The sequence below is a fragment of the Acinetobacter sp. CIP-A165 genome, from assembly GCF_000367985.1.
Lineage (GTDB): Bacteria > Pseudomonadota > Gammaproteobacteria > Pseudomonadales > Moraxellaceae > Acinetobacter.
Genome location: NZ_KB849206.1, coordinates 151,235 through 177,674, shown reverse-complemented (window position 1 = coordinate 177,674; position 26,440 = coordinate 151,235). Strand labels below are relative to the sequence as shown.

The 26,440-nt window shown below is 39.4% G+C and carries 22 protein-coding genes and 1 pseudogene; 12 read left to right on the top strand and 11 right to left on the bottom strand.

The annotated features are described in order from the left end of the window. Window positions 1–5: 5 nt before the first annotated feature. On the bottom strand, window positions 6–785 hold the full coding sequence (locus F991_RS15120; RefSeq protein ID WP_004673103.1) for a class I SAM-dependent methyltransferase: 780 nt from the start codon (window positions 783–785) through the stop codon (window positions 6–8). A gap of 120 nt (window positions 786–905) precedes the next feature. On the opposite strand from F991_RS15120, the gene F991_RS15115 reads away from it, so the two are divergent. Continuing rightward, window positions 906–2,177 carry a hypothetical protein gene (locus tag F991_RS15115; RefSeq protein WP_034595726.1) on the top strand — a complete coding sequence of 424 codons (1,272 nt, stop codon included), beginning with the start codon at window positions 906–908 and terminating at the stop codon, window positions 2,175–2,177. A 71-nt stretch (window positions 2,178–2,248) separates the two neighbouring features. Here F991_RS15115 and F991_RS15110 read toward each other — a convergent pair whose 3' ends face one another. Continuing rightward, entirely contained in the window at window positions 2,249–2,923 is a 675-nt protein-coding gene (locus F991_RS15110; protein WP_004673101.1) for a hypothetical protein, read from the bottom strand. Between the two features lie 587 nt (window positions 2,924–3,510). Between F991_RS15110 and F991_RS15100 the strand changes: the two genes are divergently transcribed. Both F991_RS15100 and F991_RS15095 read left to right on the top strand, forming a co-directional pair. After that, on the top strand, window positions 3,511–3,819 hold the full coding sequence (locus F991_RS15100; RefSeq protein WP_004673097.1) for a hypothetical protein: 309 nt from the start codon (window positions 3,511–3,513) through the stop codon (window positions 3,817–3,819). Window positions 3,820–3,891: 72 nt separating this feature from the next. After that, window positions 3,892–5,238 (top strand): S8 family peptidase, encoded by a 1,347-nt coding sequence (locus tag F991_RS15095; protein ID WP_034595725.1) that lies wholly within the window; start codon window positions 3,892–3,894, stop codon window positions 5,236–5,238. A gap of 105 nt (window positions 5,239–5,343) precedes the next feature. Here the strand turns inward: F991_RS15095 and F991_RS15090 are convergent, their stop codons facing one another. Next, window positions 5,344–5,790: a hypothetical protein gene (locus F991_RS15090; protein ID WP_004673093.1), complete on the bottom strand. Its 447-nt coding sequence runs from the start codon at window positions 5,788–5,790 to the stop codon at window positions 5,344–5,346. Window positions 5,791–5,826: 36 nt separating this feature from the next. Next, window positions 5,827–6,249, bottom strand: coding sequence for a hypothetical protein (locus F991_RS15085; RefSeq protein ID WP_004673091.1), 423 nt, complete (start codon window positions 6,247–6,249; stop codon window positions 5,827–5,829). Window positions 6,250–6,718: 469 nt separating this feature from the next. Here F991_RS15085 and F991_RS15080 point away from each other — a divergent pair, with 469 nt between their 5' ends. Continuing rightward, window positions 6,719–6,991 (top strand): hypothetical protein, encoded by a 273-nt coding sequence (locus F991_RS15080; protein ID WP_228127383.1) that lies wholly within the window; start codon window positions 6,719–6,721, stop codon window positions 6,989–6,991. 220 nt (window positions 6,992–7,211) lie between these two features. Here the strand turns inward: F991_RS15080 and glyS are convergent, their stop codons facing one another. Continuing rightward, entirely contained in the window at window positions 7,212–9,281 is a 2,070-nt protein-coding gene (gene glyS, locus F991_RS15075; RefSeq protein WP_004673087.1) for a glycine--tRNA ligase subunit beta, read from the bottom strand. After that, window positions 9,281–10,270, bottom strand: a complete 990-nt coding sequence (glyQ, locus tag F991_RS15070; protein ID WP_004673085.1) for a glycine--tRNA ligase subunit alpha — start codon at window positions 10,268–10,270, stop codon at window positions 9,281–9,283. Before glyQ ends, glyS begins: the two co-directional genes overlap by 1 nt. Before the next feature lie 719 nt (window positions 10,271–10,989). Between glyQ and F991_RS15065 the strand changes: the two genes are divergently transcribed. Both F991_RS15065 and F991_RS15060 read left to right on the top strand, forming a co-directional pair. Continuing rightward, complete coding sequence (locus F991_RS15065; RefSeq protein WP_004673082.1) at window positions 10,990–11,766, top strand: tetratricopeptide repeat protein; 777 nt, start codon at window positions 10,990–10,992, stop codon at window positions 11,764–11,766. 71 nt (window positions 11,767–11,837) lie between these two features. Continuing rightward, a complete protein-coding gene (locus F991_RS15060; protein WP_004673079.1) occupies window positions 11,838–12,305 on the top strand; it encodes a hypothetical protein in 468 nt (155 codons plus the stop codon). Window positions 12,306–12,347: 42 nt separating this feature from the next. Here F991_RS15060 and F991_RS15055 read toward each other — a convergent pair whose 3' ends face one another. Continuing rightward, entirely contained in the window at window positions 12,348–12,839 is a 492-nt protein-coding gene (locus F991_RS15055) for a hypothetical protein (RefSeq protein WP_004673078.1), read from the bottom strand. Window positions 12,840–13,003: 164 nt separating this feature from the next. On the opposite strand from F991_RS15055, the gene F991_RS15050 reads away from it, so the two are divergent. From F991_RS15050 to F991_RS15040, 3 genes are all read left to right on the top strand, one after another. After that, a complete protein-coding gene (locus F991_RS15050; RefSeq protein ID WP_004673075.1) occupies window positions 13,004–14,266 on the top strand; it encodes a putative DNA modification/repair radical SAM protein in 1,263 nt (420 codons plus the stop codon). Window positions 14,267–14,268: 2 nt separating this feature from the next. Continuing rightward, entirely contained in the window at window positions 14,269–15,063 is a 795-nt protein-coding gene (locus tag F991_RS15045) for a TIGR03915 family putative DNA repair protein (RefSeq protein WP_004673074.1), read from the top strand. A gap of 156 nt (window positions 15,064–15,219) precedes the next feature. Beyond that, a complete protein-coding gene (locus tag F991_RS15040) occupies window positions 15,220–16,509 on the top strand; it encodes a YncE family protein (protein ID WP_034595760.1) in 1,290 nt (429 codons plus the stop codon). 82 nt (window positions 16,510–16,591) lie between these two features. Here the strand turns inward: F991_RS15040 and F991_RS15035 are convergent, their stop codons facing one another. Next, window positions 16,592–18,007 carry an SLC13 family permease gene (locus F991_RS15035; protein ID WP_004673071.1) on the bottom strand — a complete coding sequence of 472 codons (1,416 nt, stop codon included), beginning with the start codon at window positions 18,005–18,007 and terminating at the stop codon, window positions 16,592–16,594. A 481-nt stretch (window positions 18,008–18,488) separates the two neighbouring features. Here F991_RS15035 and F991_RS15030 point away from each other — a divergent pair. Next, window positions 18,489–19,613 (top strand): annotated as a pseudogene (locus tag F991_RS15030) (HPP family protein). Window positions 19,614–19,683: 70 nt separating this feature from the next. On the opposite strand, the gene F991_RS15025 reads toward F991_RS15030, so the two are convergent. After that, window positions 19,684–19,953 (bottom strand): PspC domain-containing protein, encoded by a 270-nt coding sequence (locus F991_RS15025; protein ID WP_004673066.1) that lies wholly within the window; start codon window positions 19,951–19,953, stop codon window positions 19,684–19,686. 351 nt (window positions 19,954–20,304) lie between these two features. Here F991_RS15025 and F991_RS15020 point away from each other — a divergent pair, with 351 nt between their 5' ends. After that, a complete protein-coding gene (locus tag F991_RS15020) occupies window positions 20,305–20,967 on the top strand; it encodes a hypothetical protein (RefSeq protein ID WP_004673065.1) in 663 nt (220 codons plus the stop codon). A 46-nt stretch (window positions 20,968–21,013) separates the two neighbouring features. Here F991_RS15020 and F991_RS15015 read toward each other — a convergent pair whose 3' ends face one another. Further along, window positions 21,014–22,837, bottom strand: a complete 1,824-nt coding sequence (locus tag F991_RS15015; protein WP_004673064.1) for an acyl-CoA dehydrogenase C-terminal domain-containing protein — start codon at window positions 22,835–22,837, stop codon at window positions 21,014–21,016. Window positions 22,838–23,077: 240 nt separating this feature from the next. Here F991_RS15015 and F991_RS15010 point away from each other — a divergent pair, with 240 nt between their 5' ends. After that, entirely contained in the window at window positions 23,078–25,471 is a 2,394-nt protein-coding gene (locus tag F991_RS15010; RefSeq protein ID WP_004673063.1) for a hypothetical protein, read from the top strand. Between the two features lie 54 nt (window positions 25,472–25,525). Here the strand turns inward: F991_RS15010 and aroE are convergent, their stop codons facing one another. Further along, on the bottom strand, window positions 25,526–26,314 hold the full coding sequence (gene aroE, locus F991_RS15005; protein WP_004673062.1) for a shikimate dehydrogenase: 789 nt from the start codon (window positions 26,312–26,314) through the stop codon (window positions 25,526–25,528). Between the last annotated feature and the right edge of the window lie 126 nt (window positions 26,315–26,440).

Sequence of the window (26,440 nt, the reverse complement as noted above, 5' to 3'; positions counted from 1 at the left end):
ACTCATTAATTCGATATTTTTTGAAAATGATAAGCATAAGTGACATAAGGGAAATCTATCTGATCTTGCGCAGTTAATCCCGTAAAATCAAATACAATTTGTTCGAACTTGGTTTTGAGTTGTTGTTGATCGCTTGGTGCTAGGGCTGCGATAAAGCTGGTAGAAAGCAGGCGTTTACTGACCACTTGTTCGACTGTACCGCGATGCATCAATTGAAATGTTTGTACATCGATGGGTTTAAACAAATTCTGACCGTCAAAAACCTGCTTCCATTTCCCGCTGTGATAACGTGGGCTATCTCCTTCAAATGGTGCAATTTCATCAGCTAACGCTTTCACCCAATTGACCTCAATGTCTCGCTGATTCCAAATCAAGCCGACATGCCCAGATGCGGTTAATACGCGATGCATTTCACTTAGACTCTCAAGATTTGAGAACCAATGAAAAGACTGCGCGCAAACAATCGCATCAATTGACTGATCGCTTAGAGGAAGATGATCACTCGAGGATTGAATACATTTAATGTTAGGATAGCTGTGTTGAAGTTGTTGCAACATTTCTAAGATAGGCTCAACCGCGATCACTTTTGCCTGTGTCTGAATCAAGTAAGGTAAGAATTTGCCAGTCCCAGAGCCGAGGTCAACAACAGTTGAATTTTCATCTATTTGGAGCCGATCTTGCAGCCAAATGACTGTTTCTTGTGGGTAACTGGGTCGAACTTGTTGGTACAGTTTAGCCCCCAAACTAAAGCCTTTTTGTGCGGTAGGATGTAAGGATTGTGTCATTTTTTGCGCTTTTTAATCTGACTGATCTCTATAAAATAAGATACTCCGCAATTAAGGATTGGCAAAGCCATCATTTGATGACTTGTTGATTCACACCTAGGAATATTTTTCAGTGTGAGCATGGATAAACAAATAATATTTGAAGATGATCATATTCGCGTTATTTTTTTAAAAGGTTCAAGTGACACGTTAGTGGTTTCGTTTGGCGATTTGATTAGTCGCGCTAAAGGCATGTCCATTAATGCTGAAAAATCATTAATAAAATATCAATACAACGTCATCGGCATTATGCCGAAGCAGAAGACATGGTTTCCCAAAAGCAGTATGCTTGCCATGCAGCAACAGATTCAACCGATCTTGCAGCAATTTAAACAGATTGTGGGCTATGGTGGCTCGATGGGCGGTTATGCTGCGATTAAATATTCAAATTTATTGAATATGCAAAAAATCGTGGCTTTTGTTCCGCAATACTCCATTGATCCTGACATGGTGCAAGACCGTCGTTATGCTGAATTTTTTGATGCATCAATTCATCAAGATATGCAGATTCAATCGGATGAAGTCGATCCTGCACGTGAATACATTATTGTCTATGATCCTTATTATGCTGAAGATAAAGAGCATTTTTTAAAGATCCAGCCGTTGTTGCCAAAGATGCATGTGATTCATTTACCTTTTACAGGGCATGAGGCACTCTCTGTGTTGGCCAGTTCAGAACTTTTAAATGATTTCGTTGTAAAGCCATTTGATATCACCTATTTCTATCGACGTGTTCGAGAAGTCAAAAAGCAAAGTAAATTTTATTATCGCCATGTGCTGGATGCTTTATTGCACCGACATCATCGTGCTTTATTAAAAATATTGGAAAATAATGACTTGCAATTGGATGAGCGTTATTTTGATGCAACCATAAAGCAAAAACTGGTGCAACAATTATTTAAGCTTAAACAAGGAACTGAACAGAACCTACATAAGTTGGGCGCGATTCCGCATTTTGTGCAACACGCTGAAGCTTTGAGTCCGAATGTCAGAACGACTCAACAAAACTTTTTGGTTTTCAATGTGGTGACTTTAAAACTCGAAAGTTATGCAGCAGATATTATTGCTGCAAATCATCAGTATCTTTTGCCATTAAAGGTTCAGCCCAATGCTTTGGTCGAACTTGATTTGAATAATGATCGCTACTTACTCACCATGAATGATCGTGGTATTCATAAATTGATTCCATTAGGCGAAGCATTGCCTTTAGATCAGTCTCCATTAGTTTTTAAACAGTATGCTGATTTTTGTAGTGTGAGCTATAAGCAACTGACTTTATGCTGTGATGCTGACGGTTTAAGTCATTTTATTGAAAATAATGCAGATGAGCAGACCAAGCTACAACTCTGTTGAGTTAAAAGATTTGCCTAATGAAAAAGCCTTTTGAACGTTCAAAAGGCTTTTTTGTGGTGAATATGTCGAGCTTAGTTTGCGCCGACTTTTGCGTTGCTGTTTACATTGGCATTTACACCTAATACTTTCACACCAACATTTGCACCAGCTTGCGCTTGTTTTTTATCTGCATTTAAGCCAGTTTGAGCTTGAACAGATGAATTTCCAACATGAACGCCTGCTTGGGTATTCAGACCCACTGATTTTGGTTCAGCTTTACGTTCCTGATAACGTTTTTTTGCTTCTGCACGCTTTTCAGCTGCTAAGTTCTTGCCATCAACGGCTTTATCTACCGTATAGTCTTTTGAAGTTTTAACAGCTGTGCCCGTACTATGTACCACTTGTGCGGTTTTATCTGCTGCAAATGTTTTACCATCAACGGCTTTATCTACTGCATAGTCTTTAGAATTCTTAATCGCTGTGCTTGTGCTATGAACAACATTTGAGCCGACATTCGCAGCCGCACCAACGGTTTTTTGAGTGGCATTTACACCCGTATTCACAGCGCTATGACCAACATGATGTGCTGCTTGGCCAACACCTTGTGCGGTATTTTTAACTGCACCAGTAACGCCCTTAATTAAGCCGTTTGACTGAACAGAAACTTGGGCTGAGCCACTTGCATTTGCGCCGACGTTTTGAGCAAAGACAGATGCAGAGGCAAGAATACTTGTTGTCACGATAGCAGTTTTGATCATTTTTTTCATATTGCGGTTCCTTAAGTGATGTGCCATATCAGGGCACTTCATAAACGCAATTGCATCATAGCGAGCAAAAAGGAGAAAGCTATGGATTTCAGCAAAACTTTACAAGTAGGTTACAGCTTAAACACACTATAGAGATAAATTGTGGAGAGAGATTAGGAAACTAAATATGTGAAAAATATAATTTTAATTATAAGTAAAAACAAGTTAATTGACGATTAAATAGATAAAAATAAAACCAAATGCGCTTCTATAAGGAAATTAAAGAATGAATGGGGGAGCCAAATATCAAGTTCAAATCATCGAAATTAAAAGTGGCATTTTTATTGCTTGGTCTAAAAGTGTGGAAAAATTATTTTGGTTTTTCATTAAATTCAATTGTCTTTATAGAAAACCATACATCTCTCAAATGATTCTACGTCGAGGTAAAAAGCTGTCTAAAAGTTGAGCGCAATAACGAATTTTTATGTACAATTTTGAATGTTGGAAAAACATTAAAATTAACGTGAATATTAAATTTAATAAAACTTATCTTTTAGATGATTCAAACAAAACCTTGCGATAAACAGTAAAAAAATTGGAGCATATGAATGAAAAAGATCGCGGCATTTTTACTTTTATTGATTGGAGTGGGCGCGATCGTGCTCTATTTCCAGCCATCCGATCCCTTAACGTCTTCCCAAGATCAGTATATCCATCAGATGAAAGATGAATATCTTGAAGCTATTCCAACAACATTAAACAAAGAGGAGAACAGCACCACTGAAATAACAACAACTTTATTGAATCAATCGGAACAGTCGAATGAAGAGGCGCAATTTTATAACACCAAAAGTGATCCTGCGATTCAACCGATAGATCCAGAAAAAGATCCTGCAAATGAAATTAAAACGCTTTAATCGTTTAGTGGACTTTACCCAAGACCACTAGAGATTCAAATGTTCTTTATCCGAGAACAATGGAGATATAAATTGAAAAATAAAACGTTATTATTACTAAGTTTATGTGCTTTATACAGCACAAGTTCTTCTGCTGCAGCTTTAAATGCAACTCAATTAAAGCAGCAGTTGAGTTCAAGCGCAGTAGCCAAAGTTGCCCAAGGAAAAATTGATCTAAATGCCTTGGTGAGCAATGAATCTAATGATTTACTGATTGAATATGAGACGAACTTTTCTCATATATCGCCAAGCCTTGAAAAGCGGAGTTATATTGCTGAAGGCAAAACACAGTTTAAAAATAAGTTTGCCAAAGCATCAGGCTTTCAAACTTTACGTGAGTTTAATGGACTGCCTTTAGGTTTATATCGCATCCAAGATCGTGAAACATTAGCAAAGGTTTTAAATGATCCGTCAGTGAAGGGTGTTTACCCGAACCGAAAAAATTCACCGACCACGATGCAAAGTCTCCCTTTAATTAACCAACCACAAGCTGAAACGAATGGCTTTACAGGCGATGGATCTAGTGTGGTGGTGATTGATACAGGTGTAAATTATAAACATGCTGACTTTGGCTGTACCGCAGTCAATACCCCTGCATCGACTTGTCGAGTGGTACATTCCTTTGACAGTGCGCCTGATGACGGCAGCTTAGATGATGATGGACATGGCAGTAATGTTTCAGCGATTGTCGCCAAAGTTGCGACTAAAACCAAAATCATTGGCATCGATGCATTTAGAAAGGTCAGATATCAAGGACAATGGGTGAGCACTGCCTATGATAGCGATATCCTCGCAGGCATTAATTGGGCAGTGAATAATGCTCAAGCTTATAATATTAAAGCGATTAACATGAGTTTAGGTGTATCTGGGGTGAAATATACGTCTGAATGTCAAAACAGTAGTTATGCCACTGCTTTCGCCAATGCACGAGCAGCAGGTGTTGCTCCTGTAGTTGCTTCGGGTAACGATGGATTTGCAGATGGGATATCTTCACCTGCTTGTGTTGCGGGTGCGGTGCGTGTAGGGGCAGTGTACGATAGTAATCTGGGGAATATGGCATGGAGTAATTGTACAGATCGAACCACAACTGCGGACAAAGTGACTTGTTTTAGTAATGGGGGTTCATTGGTCACTTTACTCGCACCAGGTGCATTGATTACTGCTGGTGGTGAAACTCAGGGCGGGACATCACAAGCTGCACCACATGTGGCAGGGGCGATTGCATTATTGCGTGCCAATAGTGTGAGTCCGACTGAAAGCATTGATCAAACCATCAATCGTTTGAAAGTAACGGGTAAACCAGTTACTGATACGCGAACTGGTTTGGTATTCCCACGTATTGATGTGTTGGCTGCGAGCAGTGGCTTATCATCAAATTGAGTTAATTTTTTATAGTTTAAATTGACCTAAAGCGTGTTTAAAAGTGCCATAACTCGTTGCAGATAGAGATATCTACAACGAGTTTTTTTAATTGCTGAGGAACGATTAGTGACATTGATCTAAATTAGTTTGGCTAAAATGGCTTTTTAACTTGTTAAAGTTATTTTTTACGTCAGTGTTTTGAATATCAAATATGGTGACTTTGCGAGTATTTGGATCTAACTCAGGTTTTTGAGTTGTGCTATTTAGCGGGCTTTTAAGCGCGTAGTGTGAGGTTTCCGAAAGTGCGCGATTGAGTTTGTTTTTTCTAAACGTCCATGTTTCGGTACTTTCACCACTTTCTAAGTAGCCTGTAAATTTGATCACGCAACGGTCTTTATATTTGCTGAGCGTTGCAATATTTGTTTTTGTATCAGGTAGCGCATCAATATTCTCAACTTGCTCCAACTGGGTGATGGGAAATACGGTTTGAGTTGGTGTAAGCGAACATGCGCTGAAACCTAAACTGCTGGCTATGGTCAATAGGGTTATTTTGAATGGCTTGTTAATCATTATTTGATGCATTCCTATAAGTTTTATTTAATCGTATTAATTTGATGATGGCGAGCTTAGATCACCGCGCTCAATTGGTACATTTCCATCATTTGTACCCACTACAGCATCTTTGGTGTCTTGCCATTTCTTTGCGGTATAGGTTTTTGCTTTCTCAGTTTGTTCTTGTGCGATGACGGACTGTTCAGCACTGTATTCTTTGGTGTTTTTCCATTTTTCACCGATTTTTTGTGATGTGTTTTCAGATGCACCTTGAATCGAACCACCTAAGTTTTGTAGTCCTTTGCCTGTTTTATACAGCAATACACGACCGAAGCTAGGATTGTCGCCATAAGGAAGTGTTTTTTCAGTCGTTGCAGTGTTTGTATTTGCTGTAGTTGTATTTGTTTCGGCTGCCCAGAGTGAAGATGATGCAATCAGTGTAGTGGCGAAACATAAAACTTTTACTTTGTTTATCATCTTTTCTTTCCTTTGAGCGATCTCATTGCAATAGAGTTTTATAGCTTATCGCCAAGTTCAAGAAAAGAATGTAGGTGATGTGAAATTGATACGGTACGTAACTATTATGTCTGTTAAGTTCGATAGCACATATGTATGTAGTGTATTCGCTGCTTCATCAAATCAAGAAGATTGGTGATGTTAATCTGACTTTTATGATCGTTGACGCCTTGCATTGCTCATGGTAGTTTCAATTCCATACAAATCAATATTTTCACGTTTTATTTTTAATCAAAATATGTATCTTATGAGGCAGGTTTTGGAATCTTATCTGTCATTTCTGCCTCATAAGAGTAGTTAGGCTTCTTTGGAGTATCCAATGAAAGGATCGTGCCTTATCCTCTTTCGTAGTGACACCTGTACCCTCGAGCGAGCCGAACAAGAACTGAGAGCGTACAACCTGCAAGTTCATCAGAACGGAAACTCTTTGATGGTGGAGCGTTCTGGCTCTTCGAAATTTCAAATAGTTCTGGTTCGGGAGCCTCACGTTATCAAAGAGGCCCAAGAGATCGCTGAAGGAACTGAACATGAACAAAGCATCAGTCTGTGCGATGCTCGGTTTGAGGTAACCATTGATGATCTAGAAATGGCACTTGATGAAATCAATACGCTGATGGAAGTTCAAGGTGCGTTGCAAGATGCTTCTTCTGGCTACGCGTTCCTTCCTTGGAATGGGCAAATCATCAAGCCGTGGGTTGGTTAAAGCAGAGCCTACTGGCACTTCAACAAGGACAATGCCCCAGACTCCTAGTAAATCGTTCTAGCCGAGGGGCGTCTGATTTCCAACGTTAAGTATCAGTAATATAATTCAGATGAATCACAGAATGGCAATTTTTATTAAAATTTGGCTGATGATTACTCAATAAAATAAACCCCGCCAGTTTATAGCGGGGTTTATTTAAAAAATCAAGTATTATAAATACTTAACCCTGCAATACACTCACATCAGCTACAGCGGTAAATAATCCACGCAACTGAGCCAATAAACGTAAACGGTTCGCTTTTAATTCAGCGTCGTCTGCCATAACCATGACACCTTCAAAGAACGCATCAATAGGCGCACGAAGGGCAGCAAGCTTAGACAGCGCTTCAGTATAGTTACGTGCATCAAGCAAAGGCTGAACCACTGGTGTTAAAGCAGATAATTCCGCATAAAGTGCTTTTTCAGCCGCTTCAACGAGATTCGCTTCAACCACCGCACCTTCTGGTGTCGCTTCTTTGGCAAGAATATTGGCAACACGTTTATTTGCAGCAGCTAAAGCAGCCGCTTCTGGCAAAGTACGGAAGTGATTGACCGCATTTACACGCTTATCAAAATCAAGTGGCGATTTTGGTGCAAGTGCTTGAACTGATTGCAGTACATCAACCGCAACGCCTTGATCTTCATACTTGGCACGATAACGACCTTCAAGGAAAGCAACTGCATCAGCACGCGTCTTATCATGATCTTTAACCACGTCGCCATAACCTTGCAGTGCAAAATTAACCAACTCTTCGATCGTTACATCAAGTTCATTTTCAATCACTAAACGCAAGATACCAATCGCAGAACGACGCAATGCAAATGGGTCTTTAGAACCTGTCGGTGCTTGACCAATCCCGAAAATACCGACCAGGGTATCTAAGCGGTCAGCAAGGGCAATGGTTGTACCTGTTTTAGTTTGCGGTAATACATCACCTGCAAACTTAGGTAAATATTGTTCACCTAGCGCTTCTGAAACTTCGGTGTTTTCACCTTCAAGACGGGCATAGTAAGTCCCTGCAATACCTTGAAGTTCAGGGAATTCACCAACGAGTTCAGAGGTTAAGTCGCATTTCGCAAGTAAAGCTGCTTTCTCAGCATCAATAACATTCGCACCTGTGATTGGTGATAACGCTACAGCCAATTTTGCAATACGTTCTGATTTATTCCAAAGCGTACCCAATTGCGCTTGGAATACCATATTGGCTAATTTTTCTTTACGACTTGCAAGTGGTTGCTTTTGGTCTTGTAAGAAGAAGAATTCAGCATCAGACAAACGCGGGCGTACAACTTTCTCATTGCCTTCAATAATTTGAATCGGATCTTTCGACTCAATATTTGAAATGGTGATGAAGTAAGGCTGTAATTTACCTTCATTATTGATTAAACAGAAATACTTTTGGTTATCCTGCATCGTAGTAATCAAGGCTTCTTGAGGAACAGCTAAATAGCGTTCTTCAAAAGTCGCACGTAATGCGACTGGCCATTCAACTAAGCTGGTCACTTCATCAAGCAAGTTTGCAGGAACAATTGCAATCGCGTTGACGTCATCCGCCAGTTTTTTCACTTGTTCTTCAATGGTCGCTTGACGCTTTTCAAAGTCTGCTACTACATAAGCTTTTTCTAAAGTCGCTAAGTAATCGTTGGCATGCGCCAAAGTCACCGCTTCAGGTGCATGGAAACGGTGACCATAAGTCACGTCACCCGCTTTATGATCTTGAATCGTTGCTTCAACCACTTGATCATCTTTTAGTAACACCACCCATTTCACTGGACGCACGAATTCAGTACGGCTTGCCGCTGAACGCATACGTTTTGCGATTGGCAAGTTATCCAATGCAGCCTGCAAAATCTGTGGAAGTAAAGCATCAAGGCTTTGACCTTTCACATCTTTCAAGAAGCAAACTTTTTCAACTTTACCTGCTTGGAAAGTAGAAAGCTGATCAACCGTAATGCCTTGACCACGCATAAAGCCTTCGAGTGCTTTGGTTGCTTTGCCTTCAGCATCATAAGCAGCTTGTACTGCAGGACCGTCAAAACGTTTCTGGGTATCTGCTTGAGCCGCATCAATATCTACGATTTTAAGTGCTAAACGACGTGGAGCAGCATAAGCTTCGATTGATGCAAAATTTAAACCTGCATCTTTTAAACCTTTTTCTGTTTCATCTTTTAAAGCATCACGTAGAGTTTTTAAGCTTTTTGGTGGAAGTTCTTCACAGCCAAGTTCGAATAAAACAGTATGCTTTGTCATTATTTATTCTCCTTCGCTTTTTCAGCTTGGGCTGCATCGAACTCAACTTGTGCTTTTAACTGAGCTAATACTTCATCACGTAAATGTGGTTCTGCCATTGGGAAACCGAGTTTCGCACGCGCAGCCACATAACTTTGTGCAATAGAACGCGCCAAAGTACGCACACGTAAGATATAACGCTGACGTTCTGTGACAGAGATTGCACCGCGTGCGTCGAGTAAGTTAAAGCAGTGAGATGCTTTGATCACTTGTTCATAAGCAGGAAGTGGCAGTTCAGCTTCGATTAAACGTGAGGCTTCAGCTTCATAGAAGTCAAACAATTCAAACATTTTATCGACTGGCGCGTATTCAAAGTTATAAGTCGATTGCTCAACTTCATTTTGATGGAATACATCGCCGTATGTCACTGTACCAAACTGACCTTTGGTCCAAACAAGATCATAAACCGAGTCTACACCTTGTAGGTACATCGCTAGACGTTCTAAGCCGTAAGTGATTTCACCAGTCACAGGGTAGCATTCAACACCACCGACTTGTTGGAAGTAAGTAAACTGAGTCACTTCCATACCATTTAACCAAACTTCCCAACCTAAGCCCCAAGCACCAAGAGTCGGAGATTCCCAGTTGTCTTCTACGAAACGAATATCGTGCGTCAGGGTATCGATCCCGATGGCTTTTAAAGAGTCGAGATAAAGCTGTTGGATATTGTCTGGGTTTGGCTTAAGCACCACTTGGAACTGATAGTAGTGTTGTAGACGGTTTGGGTTCTCACCATAACGACCGTCTTTCGGACGACGTGATGGTTGAACATATGCCGCGTTCCAAGTTTCTGGCCCTAATGCACGTAAGAAGGTTGCAGTGTGGAATGTCCCTGCACCCATTTCCATATCATATGGTTGTAATATGACGCAGCCTTGCTCCGCCCAATAGTTTTGTAGGGCAAGAATTAAGCCCTGAAATGTATCAATATGCGATATAGCACGACTCATGGTGCATCCACTGGAATCAAACAAAAATTGTGGTTAAGTATAAGGATTTTGCAGAGTAGTGGCAAAGGCTTGTTTCTATACCTACAAAAAATTATTGAGCGTTATTCATTTGAGTTTCTTTGATAGTACTTAGCTTTGAATTTAGGTTGAAATGAAGAGATAGACCAAAAAATAAGGCTGAGGAGAAAACTAACGCTAAAGGTTGAAGGTGAAGTGAAAGTGCGAGCGACTGTATAAAAAACATAGTCAAACATAGGTGAGTTGTTATAAATGTTTTGAAGAATCGATATGATGAAATAAATTAGGCTTAAAGATGTATGTGCGCCCAGCAACATCAATGGAAAAATAAAAAGTTTTTTTGAAATTAGTATGTTGCAAATTTTAAGTAATAATGGAAATAAAACAATGTAGTAGATTCCAGCAAATAGACCCACGATATAAAGAAGATCAAATCCAAACTTTCCTGTAAATAAAGAAAATAAGATCAGGAGACTAATTGGAATAAGAGGTGTAATAATAAGAGAGATTTTTGGTTGATAGTCGATATTTGTCGTTGTTGTGGTCATCATAAACAGGGGTTTTTAGGGTTTTGAAAATTTTAAGATGATCTGTTGACCATGTCTATCATATATTTAAAATATGACTATTATATTTTGATTCAGACATCTATGAAATTTTGTTAGGATAGCTTGTCATAATTTAAATTAGATTGTTCTGAAATGAATTTAAAAAAGTATTATTTGGGTGTTTTTATATTATTTTTAGGATTTGTTGGCTTTAACTATTTAAAACATAATTGGAATTACCTTTCAGCTTCATATAAATATCATTTTAAAGAGTTGTCTGCAGATGAGCTAAATCAATATGCAGCATTACAATATTACAAAAATATAAACGATCATTTTCGAAGTAAAGAAGATGAGATTACGAGAGTAAAAAAAGCATTAGAAGTAGAAAATTTATTTGAACAAGCTGCTGATAAAGGAAGTGCTTTAGCTAAATTGAATTTGGTTACGCTTTATTTAAGAAAGAAAGAAGAAATACCTGTATCTCAAATTTTTCAACTTTCTAAAGAGGCGGCTGAAGCTGGGAATCCTGACGCTCAATTCAGAGTAGGGGTGTTTTTTCATCAAGGTTTTGGCACTGATATAAATTATCAAAAAGCCATGTATTGGTATAAAAAAGCTGTTGAACAAGGTAACCCAGCAGGTATGAATAATATTGGTGTACTCTATCAGCGAGGTTTGGGAGTAGAACAAAATGGAAAAATCTCAACAGAATGGTATATCAAGGCTGCAAACCTTGGTTACGCTAATGGTATAGAAAATATGTTCCAAAATTATTATCGAGGACTAAATGGTTTACCAGAGAATGAGGAAGAAGCCATGCGTTGGAGGGAGATGTGTTATTACCGTAGTGAGGACATACCGATTCAACCAGTTTTCGATTTTAATTTAAATATTAAAGAAACTTATCCGAATACATGTAAAAGTTAAAATTTGACCGTGAGCAAAGGTTATAGCTCAAGTTATACTGTTTTTCATCTAGACCAAAATTAAAGCAAATCATGTATCTGACAGATTATGAAAGTAAGTTCAAACGTTGGGAAAACTATGCTGAATTGCCATCTGGTTTATTTTTCCTCATCGATGAATCGGCGTTAGAGACATACTTATCCAAACGGACATGTTTCCTAAAAGGGTTTGAAGCGACTGAATTTATTCGCCTTATATCTAAAGAGATTCCTAAGTCATTCGTATATGAAGTTGCGTTAGATATTTCTGAAAGTTGGAATTCTGATATTGAAATTGCCAAAGTTCGAGAATGGTTGTTTCAATGCAAGATTCCTTTTGATCAAAATATTTATATGCTTTATGACGAGCATGTCATCAAAACCAAATGGAAGGTTTTTGTAAGGCATTGGGATATTTTTAGTTGGTCTGTAGGAGTGAACTTAGACGTTATTGATCATACTCGTAGTTGGCGCTTAGAAGTCCATCATGAGAATGTACTCACTTTTTATTCGATGAAATAAAGAAGTAAGCATGAACTTAACTTTGCAACCAGCTTTGAGGTGCTAATCAGGGTATTCCAGCTTTGAAGAAGCCTTTGCTTTATTTACAGTTCTGAGTAATAAAATCCAGTTGGTCAGTGCAAATGTGAGGGAGAATAAACAGAAAATAAGAAAAAAACCGAATGGGATAATATTAATCTGAGCAGTATTTAAAATCATAATCAGGCTAGGGACAATAGCGGTAAATAAGACTGCATACGCAATAATCGAAAAGAAATTGAGGATTTTATATTTTTTCAATAAAACTTGAACTAAATAGGTTGGAAGGAAAACCAAGATGAAGTAGATCAATGCAATACAGAGTGTGGCAAGAAACATTTCATAGAATACTGTAAATATTTCTATAGAGAAGTAATCATTAGGTGCGAAAAAAACGGACAATATAAAAAATATTGGAATACCAGCATAGAGAGGGGTTTGAATCAAACAACGCCAAATCTGATCTTTACTGACATCAAGCCGTTGGGTAAGTAATTTATAAAAATTTAGGATCATTGTTTTATCTAAATGAAAGGGTTGGGAAATTTGGTTATCGCTAATATTTAAGTAATCAACTATACGTCACCTCATGACGCATTGCATCTCCCATGCTCTTAATTTCACAACTTGGAAATGCTAATTTTTAAACGATATTCTTTGTTCTCATCAGGTCGTTTGAAATGTCTGATCGCATTCGTGAAAAATTGCAAATTCTTGCGGACGCAGCCAAATACGATGTGTCCTGTTCATCCAGTGGTAGTGACCGTAAAAATAAAGACAAGGGGCTAGGTGATGCCAGTCGCTCAGGGATTTGTCATAGCTATACCGAAGATGGTCGTTGTGTTTCGCTGCTGAAAATCTTGTTTAGTAATGTCTGTATTTTTGACTGTGCTTATTGCGTGTCACGCCGTTCCAATGACGTCAAACGTGCTGCATTTACCGTACAGGAAGTGGTTGACCTGACCATTAATTTCTATCGTCGGAATTATATTGAAGGGCTTTTTCTGAGTTCAGGCATCTTCAAATCTGCAGATCACACTATGGAGCGAATGCTGCAAGTGGTGAAAAAACTGCGTCTCGAAGAAAACTTTAATGGCTATATTCATCTTAAAACTATTCCAGGAGCATCACCTGAGCTGATTCATGAAGCAGGGCTTTATGCAGATCGGATGAGCATTAATTTGGAAATGCCAACTGAGGTCGGATTAAAAACTTTTGCCCCTGAAAAATCACATCAAGAAGTACAAAAAGACTTAGGCTTAGTGCGAGATCGACTGATTCAACTCAAAGATGAACGTCAAATCATTAAGCATGTGCCAAAATATGTTCCCGCAGGGCAGACCACACAAATGGTAGTCGGTGCACATCAAGAAACAGATCAAGATGTGCTTGTGATGGCAGATCGACATTACAAAGAATTCAAATTAAAACGTGTGTATTTTTCAGGCTATATCCCAATTAATACTGAAAATAATTACTTGCCTGCGGTGGGTTCTGCACCGCCATTGTTACGTGAAAATCGACTCTATCAGAGTGATTGGCTGATGCGTTTTTATGGTTTTGAAGTCAACGAAATCGTCAATGAAAAACACCCTCATCTTGATCTAGATGTTGACCCAAAACTAAGTTGGGCACTACGACATCCTGAGCAGTTTCCTGTCGATCTAAATCGTGCAGATTACCGTATGATTTTACGTGTACCGGGCATCGGGGTGAAGTCGGCCAAGAAAATCGTGCAAGCCCGTCGATTTGGTAGGGTGCATAGCGATCTGCTAAAACAGCTTGGTGTGGCGTATTCACGCGCCAAGTTTTTTATTCGTTGTGAAGACAGCCCACGCTTCCAAAAGGAATTTTCTTCTCATTACATCCGTCAACAAATTCTGACTCAAGGCTCATCTAAATATGTCAAACAACTTTCACCGCAACTGAGTTTAGGGTTCTAGTGATGTTAAGTGATGGTATTGCTTATTATTACTTTGATGGTTCAATGGTGGGCTTACTCAATTGCGTCTTTCGTGCTTTTCAATTTAAAGAATTCCAAGTTCAACTCTGTTTAAATGAAGGCGCGCAGCATGGATTATTTGCTACTGTTGTTGAGATTCCAAATGATGAACAGCATGCGCAACGTGTTTGGTCTGCATTACAACAACGTCTGTCAAAGTCATCGTTAAGACAGTTCTATTTTGCATATTTATCCGAGTCGCTGGACGCTTATCAGCATTTATTTAATTACTGTATCTATGTTTTTCGCCATAAGCATTCGGTTGAAAAGGATTATTCGCATTCTAGTGTCTTGGCGATTTCACAATGGGCGAAAAAGGTGGGGCGCGAAAAACATCGGATGGAGGCATTCATTCGCTTTAAAAAAACCACAGATGAATTATTTATCAGTTTAATTCGTCCTGATTTTAATGTCCTGCCTTTGATACAGCCGCATTTTAAGCGTCGTTATCAAGATCAACGTTGGCTGATTTATGACGAACAACGCAAATATGGTCTATATTATGATTTACGCGAGATCCATGAAGTCTCTTTAGAAGCCCATCAGATTGACCGTAATATCGAAAATGGGGCGAGTCAGAACTTCCAATTAGAATTAGATCAACAAGAAGAATTATATGATCAGCTTTGGAAAGATTATTTTAATAGTATCAATATTAAGGAGCGTCAAAACATTAAACTTCATGTTCAATACTTGCCAAAACGCTATTGGCGCTACTTAAATGAAAAAATCATCTAAAAATAATTTCTCCAAATAATACATATTCTTAAGTGAATTTTGTTTCTCTATACGATTTTTACTGTTGGAAAAATGCAGGAAATGATTAATTTTGTATTAATGTTATGTTATAACGTTTTAAAATTAGTATAAATCAGTCCAACAGGGGAAATGAGTGTGAATAAGTTAAAACAAACTTATCTGCTGAGTGCGTTATTCAGTAGTGTGTTGTTATCCGCATGTGGGGGCAGTGGTGATTCATCGAGTTCATCATCAAACACTCCAAAACCAGAACAACCGACGACGCAAACATATGAAGGCCGTTTGGCGATTGCTAATGCTGATGCTGATCGCCCAGTACTTTCGATTTATGATCTAAAAGATCAGAAATTGATTGATAGTAAAGCGTTAAACTATACGCCTTCAGCGATGTACAGCAGCCCGCAATCACGTTATGCGGTCATGGTTAGTCGTAATGATGGTGTGGTTCAATTTGCTGATGGCGGTGTCTTTAGTCAAAGCAATCAACTTAAGGTTAATGCTCCAAATATCTTAACGTTCCAACTGAAGGGTGCAACGCCTGCCCATTATCGTAGTTTCAATGGTACGGCGGCATTGTTCTATGATGGCAGTGATACGGAAGTGTCTAAGTTTGATGTGTTTAATGATGCAATGATTGCTCAGCAAAGTATTGCGACGCAAAAGCTACCGAAAAAACATCATGGCGTGGCTGAGCCACGCGGTGAATATGTTCTCAGTACTTATTTACCGACTGATGCAACAGCACTCAGTATTATAAAAAGCTATCATATTCATGGCGATCATTTCCATGAAGAACAAACCTTAGCAAATCCATGTAACCGTCTACATGGGGCAGCATCGATAGCGAACTACGCTGCTTTTGGTTGTGAAGATGGGGTGTTGGTGGTTGAACAGAAGAAAGATAATTTTGTTGATAAAAAAATTAAAATAACAGATCAAAATGATCAATTAATACGTATTAGTACAATTGCAGGGCATGAGAAAATTAATCAATTTGCTGCATTTGCATCAGGCACCCATGCTTTATTTGTTGTAGATCCACAACAAAGGAATGCTATCGGTTTAGACTGGTCGATCGGTGCGAAAGAGCTTGATGGTACAACTGCGGTTAAACGCTTACAACAAGCATTTGATGCGACAGGACGCTATTTGGCTATTTTGGATAGTATGGGAACTGTGCATGTGATTGATACGCAAACTTGGCAACGATTAGGTCAAATTCAGGCGATTAACAATGTTATTGGTACTGAACTTTCTAAAAGTCGTTTAGTTGTCAATGCTGCGTCAGACACGATTTTTATCAATGATACTCAAGCCAAAACGATTGTTGAACTTGATTTGAAGAACTTAAAAATCAAACAAACTATTCAATTGAATGATGTACCGAATACCTTTACATGGTTAGGTGTCGCTAAAGCATCTTAATTTTTCGATAAAAAAATAGCCCAGTAAATGGGCTATTTTTTTGCGGATAGTTTGAGAATCAATGCAATAACTTAGGACTTATTTAAAGAAAGAATAAGTAAAAGAAGATTGAAATCACTGCAATACATAATACATTCAGGATGAAACCAACTTTCATCATTTCACGTTGTTGAATATGCCCAGTACCAAATACAATTGCATTTGGTGGTGTTGCCACAGGCAGCATGAAGGCACACGATGCACCGAGACCAATCACCAATACAAGGATTTCTTTTGGAAGCCCCATTTGCGCGGCAATTGCAGCAAAGACTGGAACCAAAAGCGCGGCAGAAGCAGTATTGCTGGTGAGTTCTGTTAAGAAAATAATAAACGCAGCTACAACAACAATCACCAAGAATGGCGACGCACCACCAAAGGCGTTGGCGAGGGTTTGTCCGAGTACCAATGATGAACCTGAGTCTTTTAAAACTGCACTTAGCGTCAAGCCACCACCGAATAGCATGAGTACGCCCCAATCGGTGTTATCCGAGATATCTTTCCATGTCGCGATGCCTAAGATCACCACCATACATGCAGCGGCAATCGCCACCCATGTATCAGGTTGGCTAATTCCAAACTGCTCACTCACACTTTTGCCGAAGATCCAACCCAAAGCTGTCACCACAAACAAGATCATAGTGAGCATGCGATCCCGATTCCAAGGAATCGTTTCAGCTTTGAATTCAACACGATGGTTTAATTTAGGGCGTAAAACTAGATATAAGCTGACTAACATTGCTGGAAAAAGAAGCAACATCATCGGTAAGCCGATTTTCATCCAGTCAGCGAAGTCATAGCCTAGTGCTTTGGCAGCAATGGCATTGGGAGGTGAGCCGACGAGGGTGCCTAAACCACCGATATTGGCTGAATAGGCAATACCAAGCAAAATAAATACGAACGTTTTACGTTCTTTGGCTGCATCAAAATGGGAGAGTAAGCCTAATGCAAGCGGGAGCATCATCGCCGCAGTTGCTGTATTTGAGATCCACATCGATAAAAATGCGGTGACGATACAGATTGCTAGTACTGCGAGCCCCAAATGTCCTCGAGACAAGGCAATGACCCACATGGCAATTTTACGATCTAGCTTTTGCACATGTAAGGCAGTTGCTAAAGCAAAACCCCCAAAAAAGAGGAAAATAATGGGGTCAGCGAAAGTGCTGAGTGCTTTGGCTGTTGTGATCGGACTGACTTCGTCATTACTACCAACGCTTGGCATACCAACCAAAACGGCTAAAATAGGAACCAAGAGCGCGGTAATGGTGATGTGGATCGCTTCAGTCAGCCATAAAATGCCAATAAAGAATAATAAACTTAAGCCTTTATTGGCATTTTGATCATAGGGGAGAATTTCATATAGACCGAATGACAGCAAGGCTGCAATTGCAATGATAATCCAACCGCGCAATACGCCTTTCGGCATCGCATTGGTTGGTGTTTCTAGGTGAGGAACATTCATACAATATCCTTATTTGTGCTGTTATCTATCACTCAATTTCACGTGACAGAGTAACCATATTTTTAGCGAATCAATAGTAAATGCTAACTTCTATCATCCATGTAAATTTTTTTTAAATCCGTGTACTCATTGCCCATGTATACATCCAAGTAAGTCTGAAAGTAGGTAGACAAAGTCTGGAGTGCATTCCTGCCCAGTTTTTGAACGTTTGAATTTTATGGTATTTGAGCTGTAAGTGGTATTTAGTTTTTTGATAAAAATCTGTGTGATATTTATTTTTATTATAAATAGGAATTTTTCTCAATTTTACATAATAAGTTTTTGGGCCTAAGTACATTAGGCTTTGGTCTAATTCGAAGAGATTTATTTTAGGAGGACGTTGTCGATTTTAGAGAAGGACACTGTCTGATGTTTTAACATGTAACCAAAATGTATCTTATAAAAGCTTAAGTGTATACTGCCGCAACCCATCAAACTCGACATGATTCCAGCAAGGTGCATTGTGAGCTTTACTCAATCTGATTGGCTAAATTTTCTTAAACCTAATTATAAAATCCTTCCGCTGAAAGAGCGTTTGCTTTCAGGCTTTGGCGCATTATGTGGTTTGGCCGTGTCGTCATTACTGAGTTGGTATGTACTGGGTGGGATGAATGCATGGTATATCGCACCGATGGGTGCATCCTCGGTACTGCTTTTTGCTCTACCAAACAGTCCGTTGGCGCAACCTTGGAATGTAATTATCGGCAATACGTTGTCTGGGGTGATTGGCGTTGTTTGTGTGCAATGGTTGCCAGATTTAACCACGGCATTTAGCGTGGCAGTGGGTCTGGCGATTTTTGTGATGATGACGACAGATTCTTTGCATCCGCCAAGTGGGGCGGTGGCGATCACGGCTGTATTGGGGGGAGAGGCAGTTCATCGTCTTGGCTTCTACTTTGTGCTTTATCCTGTCTTATTAAATTCAATTTTACTGTTGTTGTTTGCAGTGTTTTTTAATCGTTTAATTGGGCGACATTATCCAATAACAGCACATGTCAATGCACGCAGCAAAGACCCTACACCGACGCAGAAAGTGTCAATTCAGCCCAAAGATATTGAATATGCTTTAGAGCACCACACCGAATTACTCGATATTAGTCAATACGACTTAGAAAAAATCATCTTAGATGCGCAACAACGAGCACATGGGCGTTTGTAAAATAGCTTCGTTTGCCAAGATATTATGAGTCGGGATGTGATCACGCTGCATGAGGATGATGATATTCATCAGGCATTAGATAAGTTCAAAGCGGTCAATATAATGAGCTTGCCTGTGGTTAATCATGAGGAAAGGCTTGTCGGAACACTGGCTTTATATGAAGTGGTTGAGTGGTTTAAAAGTGCGACTGATCCAAGGAATTCTTGGCAGCATTATGTTCGGCAAATTATGAGTCGTAGAGTAGTGACCGTTGAACCACTACAACCGATTCAAGACCTCATACCTTATTTTGTGGAGAAGTCTTTTAATTATATCCCAGTGGTTGAGAATCAACGTTTGATCGGAATGATCAGTCGTGCTGATATGATTGCTGCTTTGCAACAACAGTTAGGTCGACCATTACCTTAATTTTAATAAAAAAAGCTACGGTTGTATTTGGGGTGTATCCAACCGTAGCGACCAAAAGTGGCAAAGTGAATTAACGTTTCATACTCTGATCATCATAAATTGTTTTTACAGGCTGCTGATAATGTTGTACATGCTCTATAGATGCTGTTTGTCTCTTGGGAATGACCAACCATAGAATCAAATACACTAAAATACCGGGAAAAGCGGCGCTGAGGATTGAGATCACAACAAAGATCAAGCGTAATAAATTTGCGTTCCAACCAAAACGTTCAGCAATACCGCCCATTACACCTGCGATCATGCTTTTTTGGTTTGAGCGATATAAACCAGTATTGGTCATCGAGTTCTTCTCCTTAACGTAATGAAATGACAGCATAAAAGAGATATTCATCTGTTGATTGCTGTTTAATAAGAAATAGGGGCGGTATATTTTTTTTAAAGTTTAAATAGATAAGAGATTAGTTACGTTGTGTAAAATCCTGCTGGAAAAACCAACAGTATCGCCTAAAATGCACCGACTTAAAGCAGACTGCTTTGTCACCGTATGATTCAGTTTTATTGTCGTTCTTTCAGTCGGTAGGCGTCCCTGATCTGAGTATAGAGAATGAACATATTCTATGTTCTTTAGATCTATTGGGCGCAGTCCTGTTGGATTCGTCGATAATGATGTTGATGTTAGAGATTTGTGGATATGCAGTTCAGGTGGTTGTTACTACAGTATGTGAGTGTTGGATGTGTATTGAGTTTCGGTCTGACTGCGTGTGATCGTGATTATTCAGAATCCGCTAAACAAATTCAGATGCAATCAAGTGATGAGGTAAGTGTTGTACCAGATGAGCCGTCTTCATTTACCGATGATGGTGTGCCATTAACTAAAGTTGCTGGACAAGCAACTTTACCGTACTCAGGTATGGGGAAGCGTAACTTAACAGAGCCTTCTGAAACCAGTATGACCTATGTGGGTCGTTATCATGCTCGTATTCCATGTACCGATGCTTTTGCGGGTTGCGTGAATCACGAGAAAGAAGCGGAATATATTCTGAATCTATTGGAAGATGGTTCAGTGTATTGGATCAATACCAGTTTTGGTCGCTTAGGTGCAGATTCTTCTCAGAACGTTGCCAAGATCGAGCAAACCTGTAAACATGTACAATGGTATGCGCATGAAGAACTGAATGAAATTATGGTTCGTTGTGATGCTGCCAACATTAGCTTGTATTATGAAATTAACCAAAATCAAGATTTGGTATTAAATTTAGATAAACTTTGGAATGGGAATAATGGCGAAAATCGGAAGTTCTTTAAAGAATATCCATTCCCCCAAAAAGCCTATGTCTTTAAAAAAATAGATTAGAGTGAATAAAAAAGAGCGCAATATGCGCTCTTTTTAACAGATCCGATTAGTAATCGAAGCTGAAGTGTTCTGGTGCAAGTGAAGTCAAGGTGCGTGAAGTCGATACCATTGATTCTGCATGACCTTGAGCACGTGGCAACAAGCGGTCAAAATAGAAATCAGCAACTTTGATTTTTGCTTTATAGAATTCTGGTGTTTCGATACCGTTACCCGCTTCTAATTTTTCAGAAGCAACCACAGCCTGTTGCGCCCAGAAGTAAGCCATCATCACGTAACCAGAGAACATCAAGAAGTCAGCAGAAGCTGAAGAAACGATGTCACGGTCCTTACGTGCAGCAAGCATGATACGAACAGTCAGTGTATTCCACTGTGCGCAAAGCTTAGTCAAATCCCAAGCAAAACGACGTAAGTACTTGTTACGCGCGTGTGTTGCGCAGAATTTTAAGATTTCAGCAGTATAGTCACGAACAACTTTACCTTTCGAGCTTAAAAGTACTTTACGACCAAGTAAATCAAGTGCTTGAATACCTGTTGTACCTTCGTACAAGGTTGAGATACGTGCATCACGTGCGATCTGCTCCATACCCCATTCACGGATATAGCCATGACCACCAAATACTTGCATACCATTATTTGCTGATTCTAAACCGAGCTCAGTCAAGAAGCCTTTTAAAATCGGGGTATAGAAACCAAGTTTGTCATCATGTGCTTCATAAGCCGCTTGATCACCATTTGCGATAGCATCTGTCATTTTGTCAGCAAGTTTAGCTGCGTGGTAGATCATTGAACGACCACCTTCCGCAATTGCTTTTTGCGTCAACAGCAAGCGACGTACATCGGCATGGTGAATAATCGCATCAGCTACACGTTCAGGCTCTTTTTTACCTGAAAGCGCGCGCATTGACATACGATCTTTTGCATACGGTAAAGCACCTTGGAAAGAGAGTTCAGCGTGAGCAACACCTTGAACCGCAGTACCAATACGTGCAGTGTTCATGAAGGTAAACATTGCATGTAAACCTTTATTCACTTCACCGATCAAGTAACCTGTTGCATTATCAAAGTTCAATACTGCTGTCGCAGAGGCTTTAATCCCCATTTTGTGTTCGATTGAACCACAAGAAACAGTATTGCGTTCACCTACGCCACCATCCGCAGTTGGGATAAATTTAGGTACGATGAATAATGAGATACCACGTGTACCTGCAGGTGCATCTGGAAGACGCGCAAGTACGATGTGAATAATGTTTTCTGTTAAATCGTGCTCACCTGCAGAGATGAAGATCTTAGTACCAGAAAGCTTATAAGTCCCATCTTCTTGAGGTTCTGCTTTAGTTTTAACTTGACCTAAATCTGTACCACATTGAGGTTCAGTCAAGCACATCGTACCAGACCAAGTTCCTTCAACCAGTTTAGGCATATAGGTATTTTTTTGCTCATCTGTACCAAATTGCATGATGGTGTTCATACAACCAGTACTCAAACCTGGATACATGGTGAAAGACCAGTTTGCAGTCCCCATCATTTCAGATTTGATTAGGTTTAAAGACATTGGTAAGCCTTGACCACCAAACTCTTCAGGATATGAAAGACCTTGCCAACCACCCATGACGAATTGGTCATATGCTTCTTTGAAGCCTTTAGGGGTTGTGACTTCACCATTGTTGAACGTACAGCCTTCTTCATCGCCTGATTGATTGAGTGGAGAAAGTACGTTTTCGCAATAATCTGCCGCACCTTCAAGAATCATATCAACAGTTTCAGCATCAGCATTTTGACCACTTGCTAAAGTTTGGTAATGTGCTGGATAATCTAACATTTCGTTCATTAAGAAACGAACATCGCGGAGCGGGGCTTTATAAGCTGGCATAATCTTAATCCTGTATTTGAATCATTTTGGATTATCTGTTTCGATACTCTAGATTATTCACAATAGTGACACAAATACATTGATAAGCCCACTAGAAAAAAATGTCAGAAAAGCGAATTTTGAAGAACAGTGATTAAGGTGGAAGTCCCTTTTTTGTTTGAGTTTTAGACGTATGTTTATGATGAAAATGGGTCAATTTTTAGTTGAAAGTATAATGATATAAAGGTGGTTGGTAAAACTATGCGTTTAAAATATTTAACTTTATGTTTGTTGGGGTTGAGTCTTTCAGCATGTTCACAACATGTCATTAAAACCAATACAAGTACGGCTGGTTTAGAGCAAAAGGCCATCAATAGTATTAATGCGATGTATGAATACCCAAGTTATGATTATCGCGGAAAATTTAATGTTCATGTTGAGTTAGATCAAAATAAGGCTGCTACTCGTCCACAAGCGCCATTAGATGCAGCATTAAAACAAAAAGTTGAGCAATATTTAAGAGATCAAAAAGTCAATTTAAATAGCAAGCAGAAACAAGCCTTGTATGATGCACTGGCACAAGACAAGAGTTCATATGGTCAAACCAAAGTGGATAAAGTCATTCAGTCCATGGCAATGATTTTGAATGATATGCAATTTGAATATGATGGTTCAGTGCATTATCGTCAAAAAATGGGTTCATTTAATCTAACCGCGCGTTATGAAAAACCTACCTTGTTGGTGCAGGCGAAAGTACCGATGGTACTCGATCTTAACGACCATAAGTTTTACGTCAATTATTTTGGATTTATGCCGTATTTGGTTAATAAAGAAAATCAGAATAATTTGGCATATTTCGATTTTTCAAAGTATCAAGGTTTGATCAAGCAAGTTGATTACAAGAAGTTTGTGGAATACCTCAAAGCATCGAGTGGCGTGTTTTATCGTTTGGCAGATCAGCAAAATATACAAGCTTTGCCAGTGTCATCAGCAGAACGTGCGGCAGGTGTCGTTGAAAAAATTCGCTTAAAAACAACGATTGAAGAAGCATTTTTGCAATCGAGTTTATATAGCAAAGTGAATGAAAAATATTTAATGCAAAGCATTTTAAATATGAATGAACAGAGCTTAGAAAAACTGATCGCAGATGAAGTTGATGCTCAAAGTAAGTCTAAAAAAGCATCTTCTACAAAAAATACCAAAACTTCATCTGATGATGCGAGTGTGGTGAGTCAGCAGCTTTATCAATTGGTGAATCAACATTTTGGTGTTGAGGATGAAGCTGATGCCTATGACTCTGCTTCTGAGGATGCGTCTGCTGCCGCTTTGGAAGCAATGGCAGCGGCGGAAGCAACACAAGCCGTTGCATGGGAAAATAAATATGACACCAGTGATGCGACTGCTGAAGAAAATCTCGAAGCCGTAATGGCGGCAGCGGAAAGCGGCTATGGTTCTGAGTCTGATGTGGAAGCTGCTTATGAAAGTGGTTTAAGTCGTGAGCAGTGTGATTCTTTATCATCAAATCCAAAAATCACCTATGGCGATGCACAATATTGCCAAAGTATGCATGGTGTTGATGTATTCAATCCAACGCAATCAAGCGCTTCAGGTCTAATTTCTTATATTGCGAAATTAAGCGCTTTGGAAGAGTTATTCTCTGTTTATAACCAAGCTCAGTTTATTGATGATCATGCCTTCAAAGCACTCTGGATCAAGCATCAGACTGAGATTAATCAAGCATTGCCTGTAGATAAACGTAATCCATTCCTTATTGATATTAGTTTAGATGAAAAAGGGCGTGCGATTAACTATGACTATGATCTAAATTATACTTCTCCAGAATTGCGATCTCGTGTGAACCTTAAAGCGGATATGCAAGTTTTGAATTATGGAAAAGCAACACCGATTGATCGAGCGCAATTAAAACGTGCCAAAACATGGTCGGAAGTGAGTAAGGGATCGATGTTTGAGCAATCAATTGACCGATTCACTGAAAAAATGGGTCAGGCAGGGATTGTAGAGCGCGCTGCACAGCCATATACATTGTCATTGGATGATCAGCTTAAAGTGATTGCTGCACAACGTTATGATGCAACCCGATCATATGAACAAACCTACAAAGCTGTATTTATAGCCAAATTAACGGAAAGCACACCACAGGTTGTACAGCGTTATTCAACCAAAGAGTTGCAAGAAATAGCCAGTGTGTATGCCTATTGGTATTCAAGTGAAGAGGTATACAACCCTCAAGGTGCGGCACTTACAACGATAGAAGCGTTACAAAAGAAACATCATCTAGAAGACGATGAGCAGTTCAATTATCCGTTGGGCGAATCGGTAGATCGTATTGTCAGTGATGCGATGCGTGGAGATAAAGATCGCCAAGCATGGAAGAAACTACAAGCACAATATAAGCAACCACAACAGCTATTTGCTAAACAGTACCAAGTTCAATTTGAACGTGAGAATGGTGCTTCAAGTGAGGAAAAAATCTTACTTGAGCAGACTGCAAATATTTTAGGCCAAGTTTATGTGGCAGCACGCCATAACAAGTTGACCTTGAAGACGATTCAAAACTTAAAGGTTGATCATGATGAGTTTATTGATTATGAAATCTTTAAAGATGTTTATCAAAAGATGTTAACGGTTAAATAATTCAAAGCACAAAAAAGAACCTGCATCATGCAGGTTCTTTTTTTGGAGATGGATTTATAAGAAATCTTTTAGTTCAGGTTTAACTGCGTTCCAAATATAAAAGGCTTCGATTGCTTGTCCAACCAGCATACCAAACCCATCAGTGGATGGGACTTGACGTGCTTGGGCTTGATCGAGAAAGCTAGAGGGCTTGCCATAAGCCATTTCATAAGCATGATGGAACACAAGGCTTTCGGGTAGTTGTAAGGTATCACCTGTTAAACTTGCCGAAGTTGCATTAATCACAAAATCAAACTCACCAGAGAGTTGTTCTAGGCTAATTGCTGTAAGTTCAGCTTGTGGTACTGCATCTTTTAAATCATTGACCAGTTGTTCAGCGCGGATGAGGGTACGATTCGCAATAACAATTTTTTTTGTGCCTGCCTGTACCAATGGGTAGATCACACCACGCGTTGCACCACCTGCCCCTAAAATTAAAATACGGCTATTTTCAATATTCCAACCAAGTGCTTGGATCGCAGCAACGAGCCCTTGACCATCGGTATTGTCGCCGTAGAGTTTGCCATCCTGCATCCATAGTGTATTTACTGCTTTTGCAATCTTGGCACGTTCTGTGAGTTGGTCGCACAATGCAAAAGCTTGTTCTTTAAAAGGAACGGTGACATTCATGCCGATGCCACCTTGAGTAAAGAATGTCTTAGTCGTCGTTTCAAAATCATCTAAAGGCGCAAGAATTTTTTTATAGTTTAAATCAACGCCAGTTTTTGCTGCAAAAGCATGATGTAGTTCAGGTGAGCGAGATTGTTCGATTGGATTTCCAATTACAGCAAATTGTTTGGTCATAGGTATTGAGAAAAGTGAGCGTGGTTAAAGTTTATAAAGTTGATAGAGATGCTGCAATGTTGATTTGCATCTGATGGATATTATTAAATGATCTAAGGTTGAAATGCCTTAATTGAGTAGAACAGT

What these genes read in the sequence shown, in the direction of transcription:
- F991_RS15120 (WP_004673103.1), bottom strand. Translation starts at nt 785, where the DNA reads ATGACACAATCCTTACATCCTACCGCACAAAAAGGCTTTAGTTTGGGG.
- F991_RS15115 (WP_034595726.1), top strand. Translation starts at nt 906, where the DNA reads ATGGATAAACAAATAATATTTGAAGATGATCATATTCGCGTTATTTTT.
- F991_RS15110 (WP_004673101.1), bottom strand. Translation starts at nt 2,923, where the DNA reads ATGAAAAAAATGATCAAAACTGCTATCGTGACAACAAGTATTCTTGCC.
- F991_RS15100 (WP_004673097.1), top strand. Translation starts at nt 3,511, where the DNA reads ATGAAAAAGATCGCGGCATTTTTACTTTTATTGATTGGAGTGGGCGCG.
- F991_RS15090 (WP_004673093.1), bottom strand. Translation starts at nt 5,790, where the DNA reads ATGATTAACAAGCCATTCAAAATAACCCTATTGACCATAGCCAGCAGT.
- F991_RS15085 (WP_004673091.1), bottom strand. Translation starts at nt 6,249, where the DNA reads ATGATAAACAAAGTAAAAGTTTTATGTTTCGCCACTACACTGATTGCA.
- F991_RS15080 (WP_228127383.1), top strand. Translation starts at nt 6,719, where the DNA reads ATGGTGGAGCGTTCTGGCTCTTCGAAATTTCAAATAGTTCTGGTTCGG.
- glyS (WP_004673087.1), bottom strand. Translation starts at nt 9,281, where the DNA reads ATGACAAAGCATACTGTTTTATTCGAACTTGGCTGTGAAGAACTTCCA.
- glyQ (WP_004673085.1), bottom strand. Translation starts at nt 10,270, where the DNA reads ATGAGTCGTGCTATATCGCATATTGATACATTTCAGGGCTTAATTCTT.
- F991_RS15065 (WP_004673082.1), top strand. Translation starts at nt 10,990, where the DNA reads ATGAATTTAAAAAAGTATTATTTGGGTGTTTTTATATTATTTTTAGGA.
- F991_RS15060 (WP_004673079.1), top strand. Translation starts at nt 11,838, where the DNA reads ATGTATCTGACAGATTATGAAAGTAAGTTCAAACGTTGGGAAAACTAT.
- F991_RS15055 (WP_004673078.1), bottom strand. Translation starts at nt 12,839, where the DNA reads ATGATCCTAAATTTTTATAAATTACTTACCCAACGGCTTGATGTCAGT.
- F991_RS15050 (WP_004673075.1), top strand. Translation starts at nt 13,004, where the DNA reads ATGTCTGATCGCATTCGTGAAAAATTGCAAATTCTTGCGGACGCAGCC.
- F991_RS15045 (WP_004673074.1), top strand. Translation starts at nt 14,269, where the DNA reads ATGTTAAGTGATGGTATTGCTTATTATTACTTTGATGGTTCAATGGTG.
- F991_RS15035 (WP_004673071.1), bottom strand. Translation starts at nt 18,007, where the DNA reads ATGAATGTTCCTCACCTAGAAACACCAACCAATGCGATGCCGAAAGGC.
- F991_RS15025 (WP_004673066.1), bottom strand. Translation starts at nt 19,953, where the DNA reads ATGACCAATACTGGTTTATATCGCTCAAACCAAAAAAGCATGATCGCA.
- F991_RS15020 (WP_004673065.1), top strand. Translation starts at nt 20,305, where the DNA reads ATGCAGTTCAGGTGGTTGTTACTACAGTATGTGAGTGTTGGATGTGTA.
- F991_RS15015 (WP_004673064.1), bottom strand. Translation starts at nt 22,837, where the DNA reads ATGCCAGCTTATAAAGCCCCGCTCCGCGATGTTCGTTTCTTAATGAAC.
- F991_RS15010 (WP_004673063.1), top strand. Translation starts at nt 23,078, where the DNA reads ATGCGTTTAAAATATTTAACTTTATGTTTGTTGGGGTTGAGTCTTTCA.
- aroE (WP_004673062.1), bottom strand. Translation starts at nt 26,314, where the DNA reads ATGACCAAACAATTTGCTGTAATTGGAAATCCAATCGAACAATCTCGC.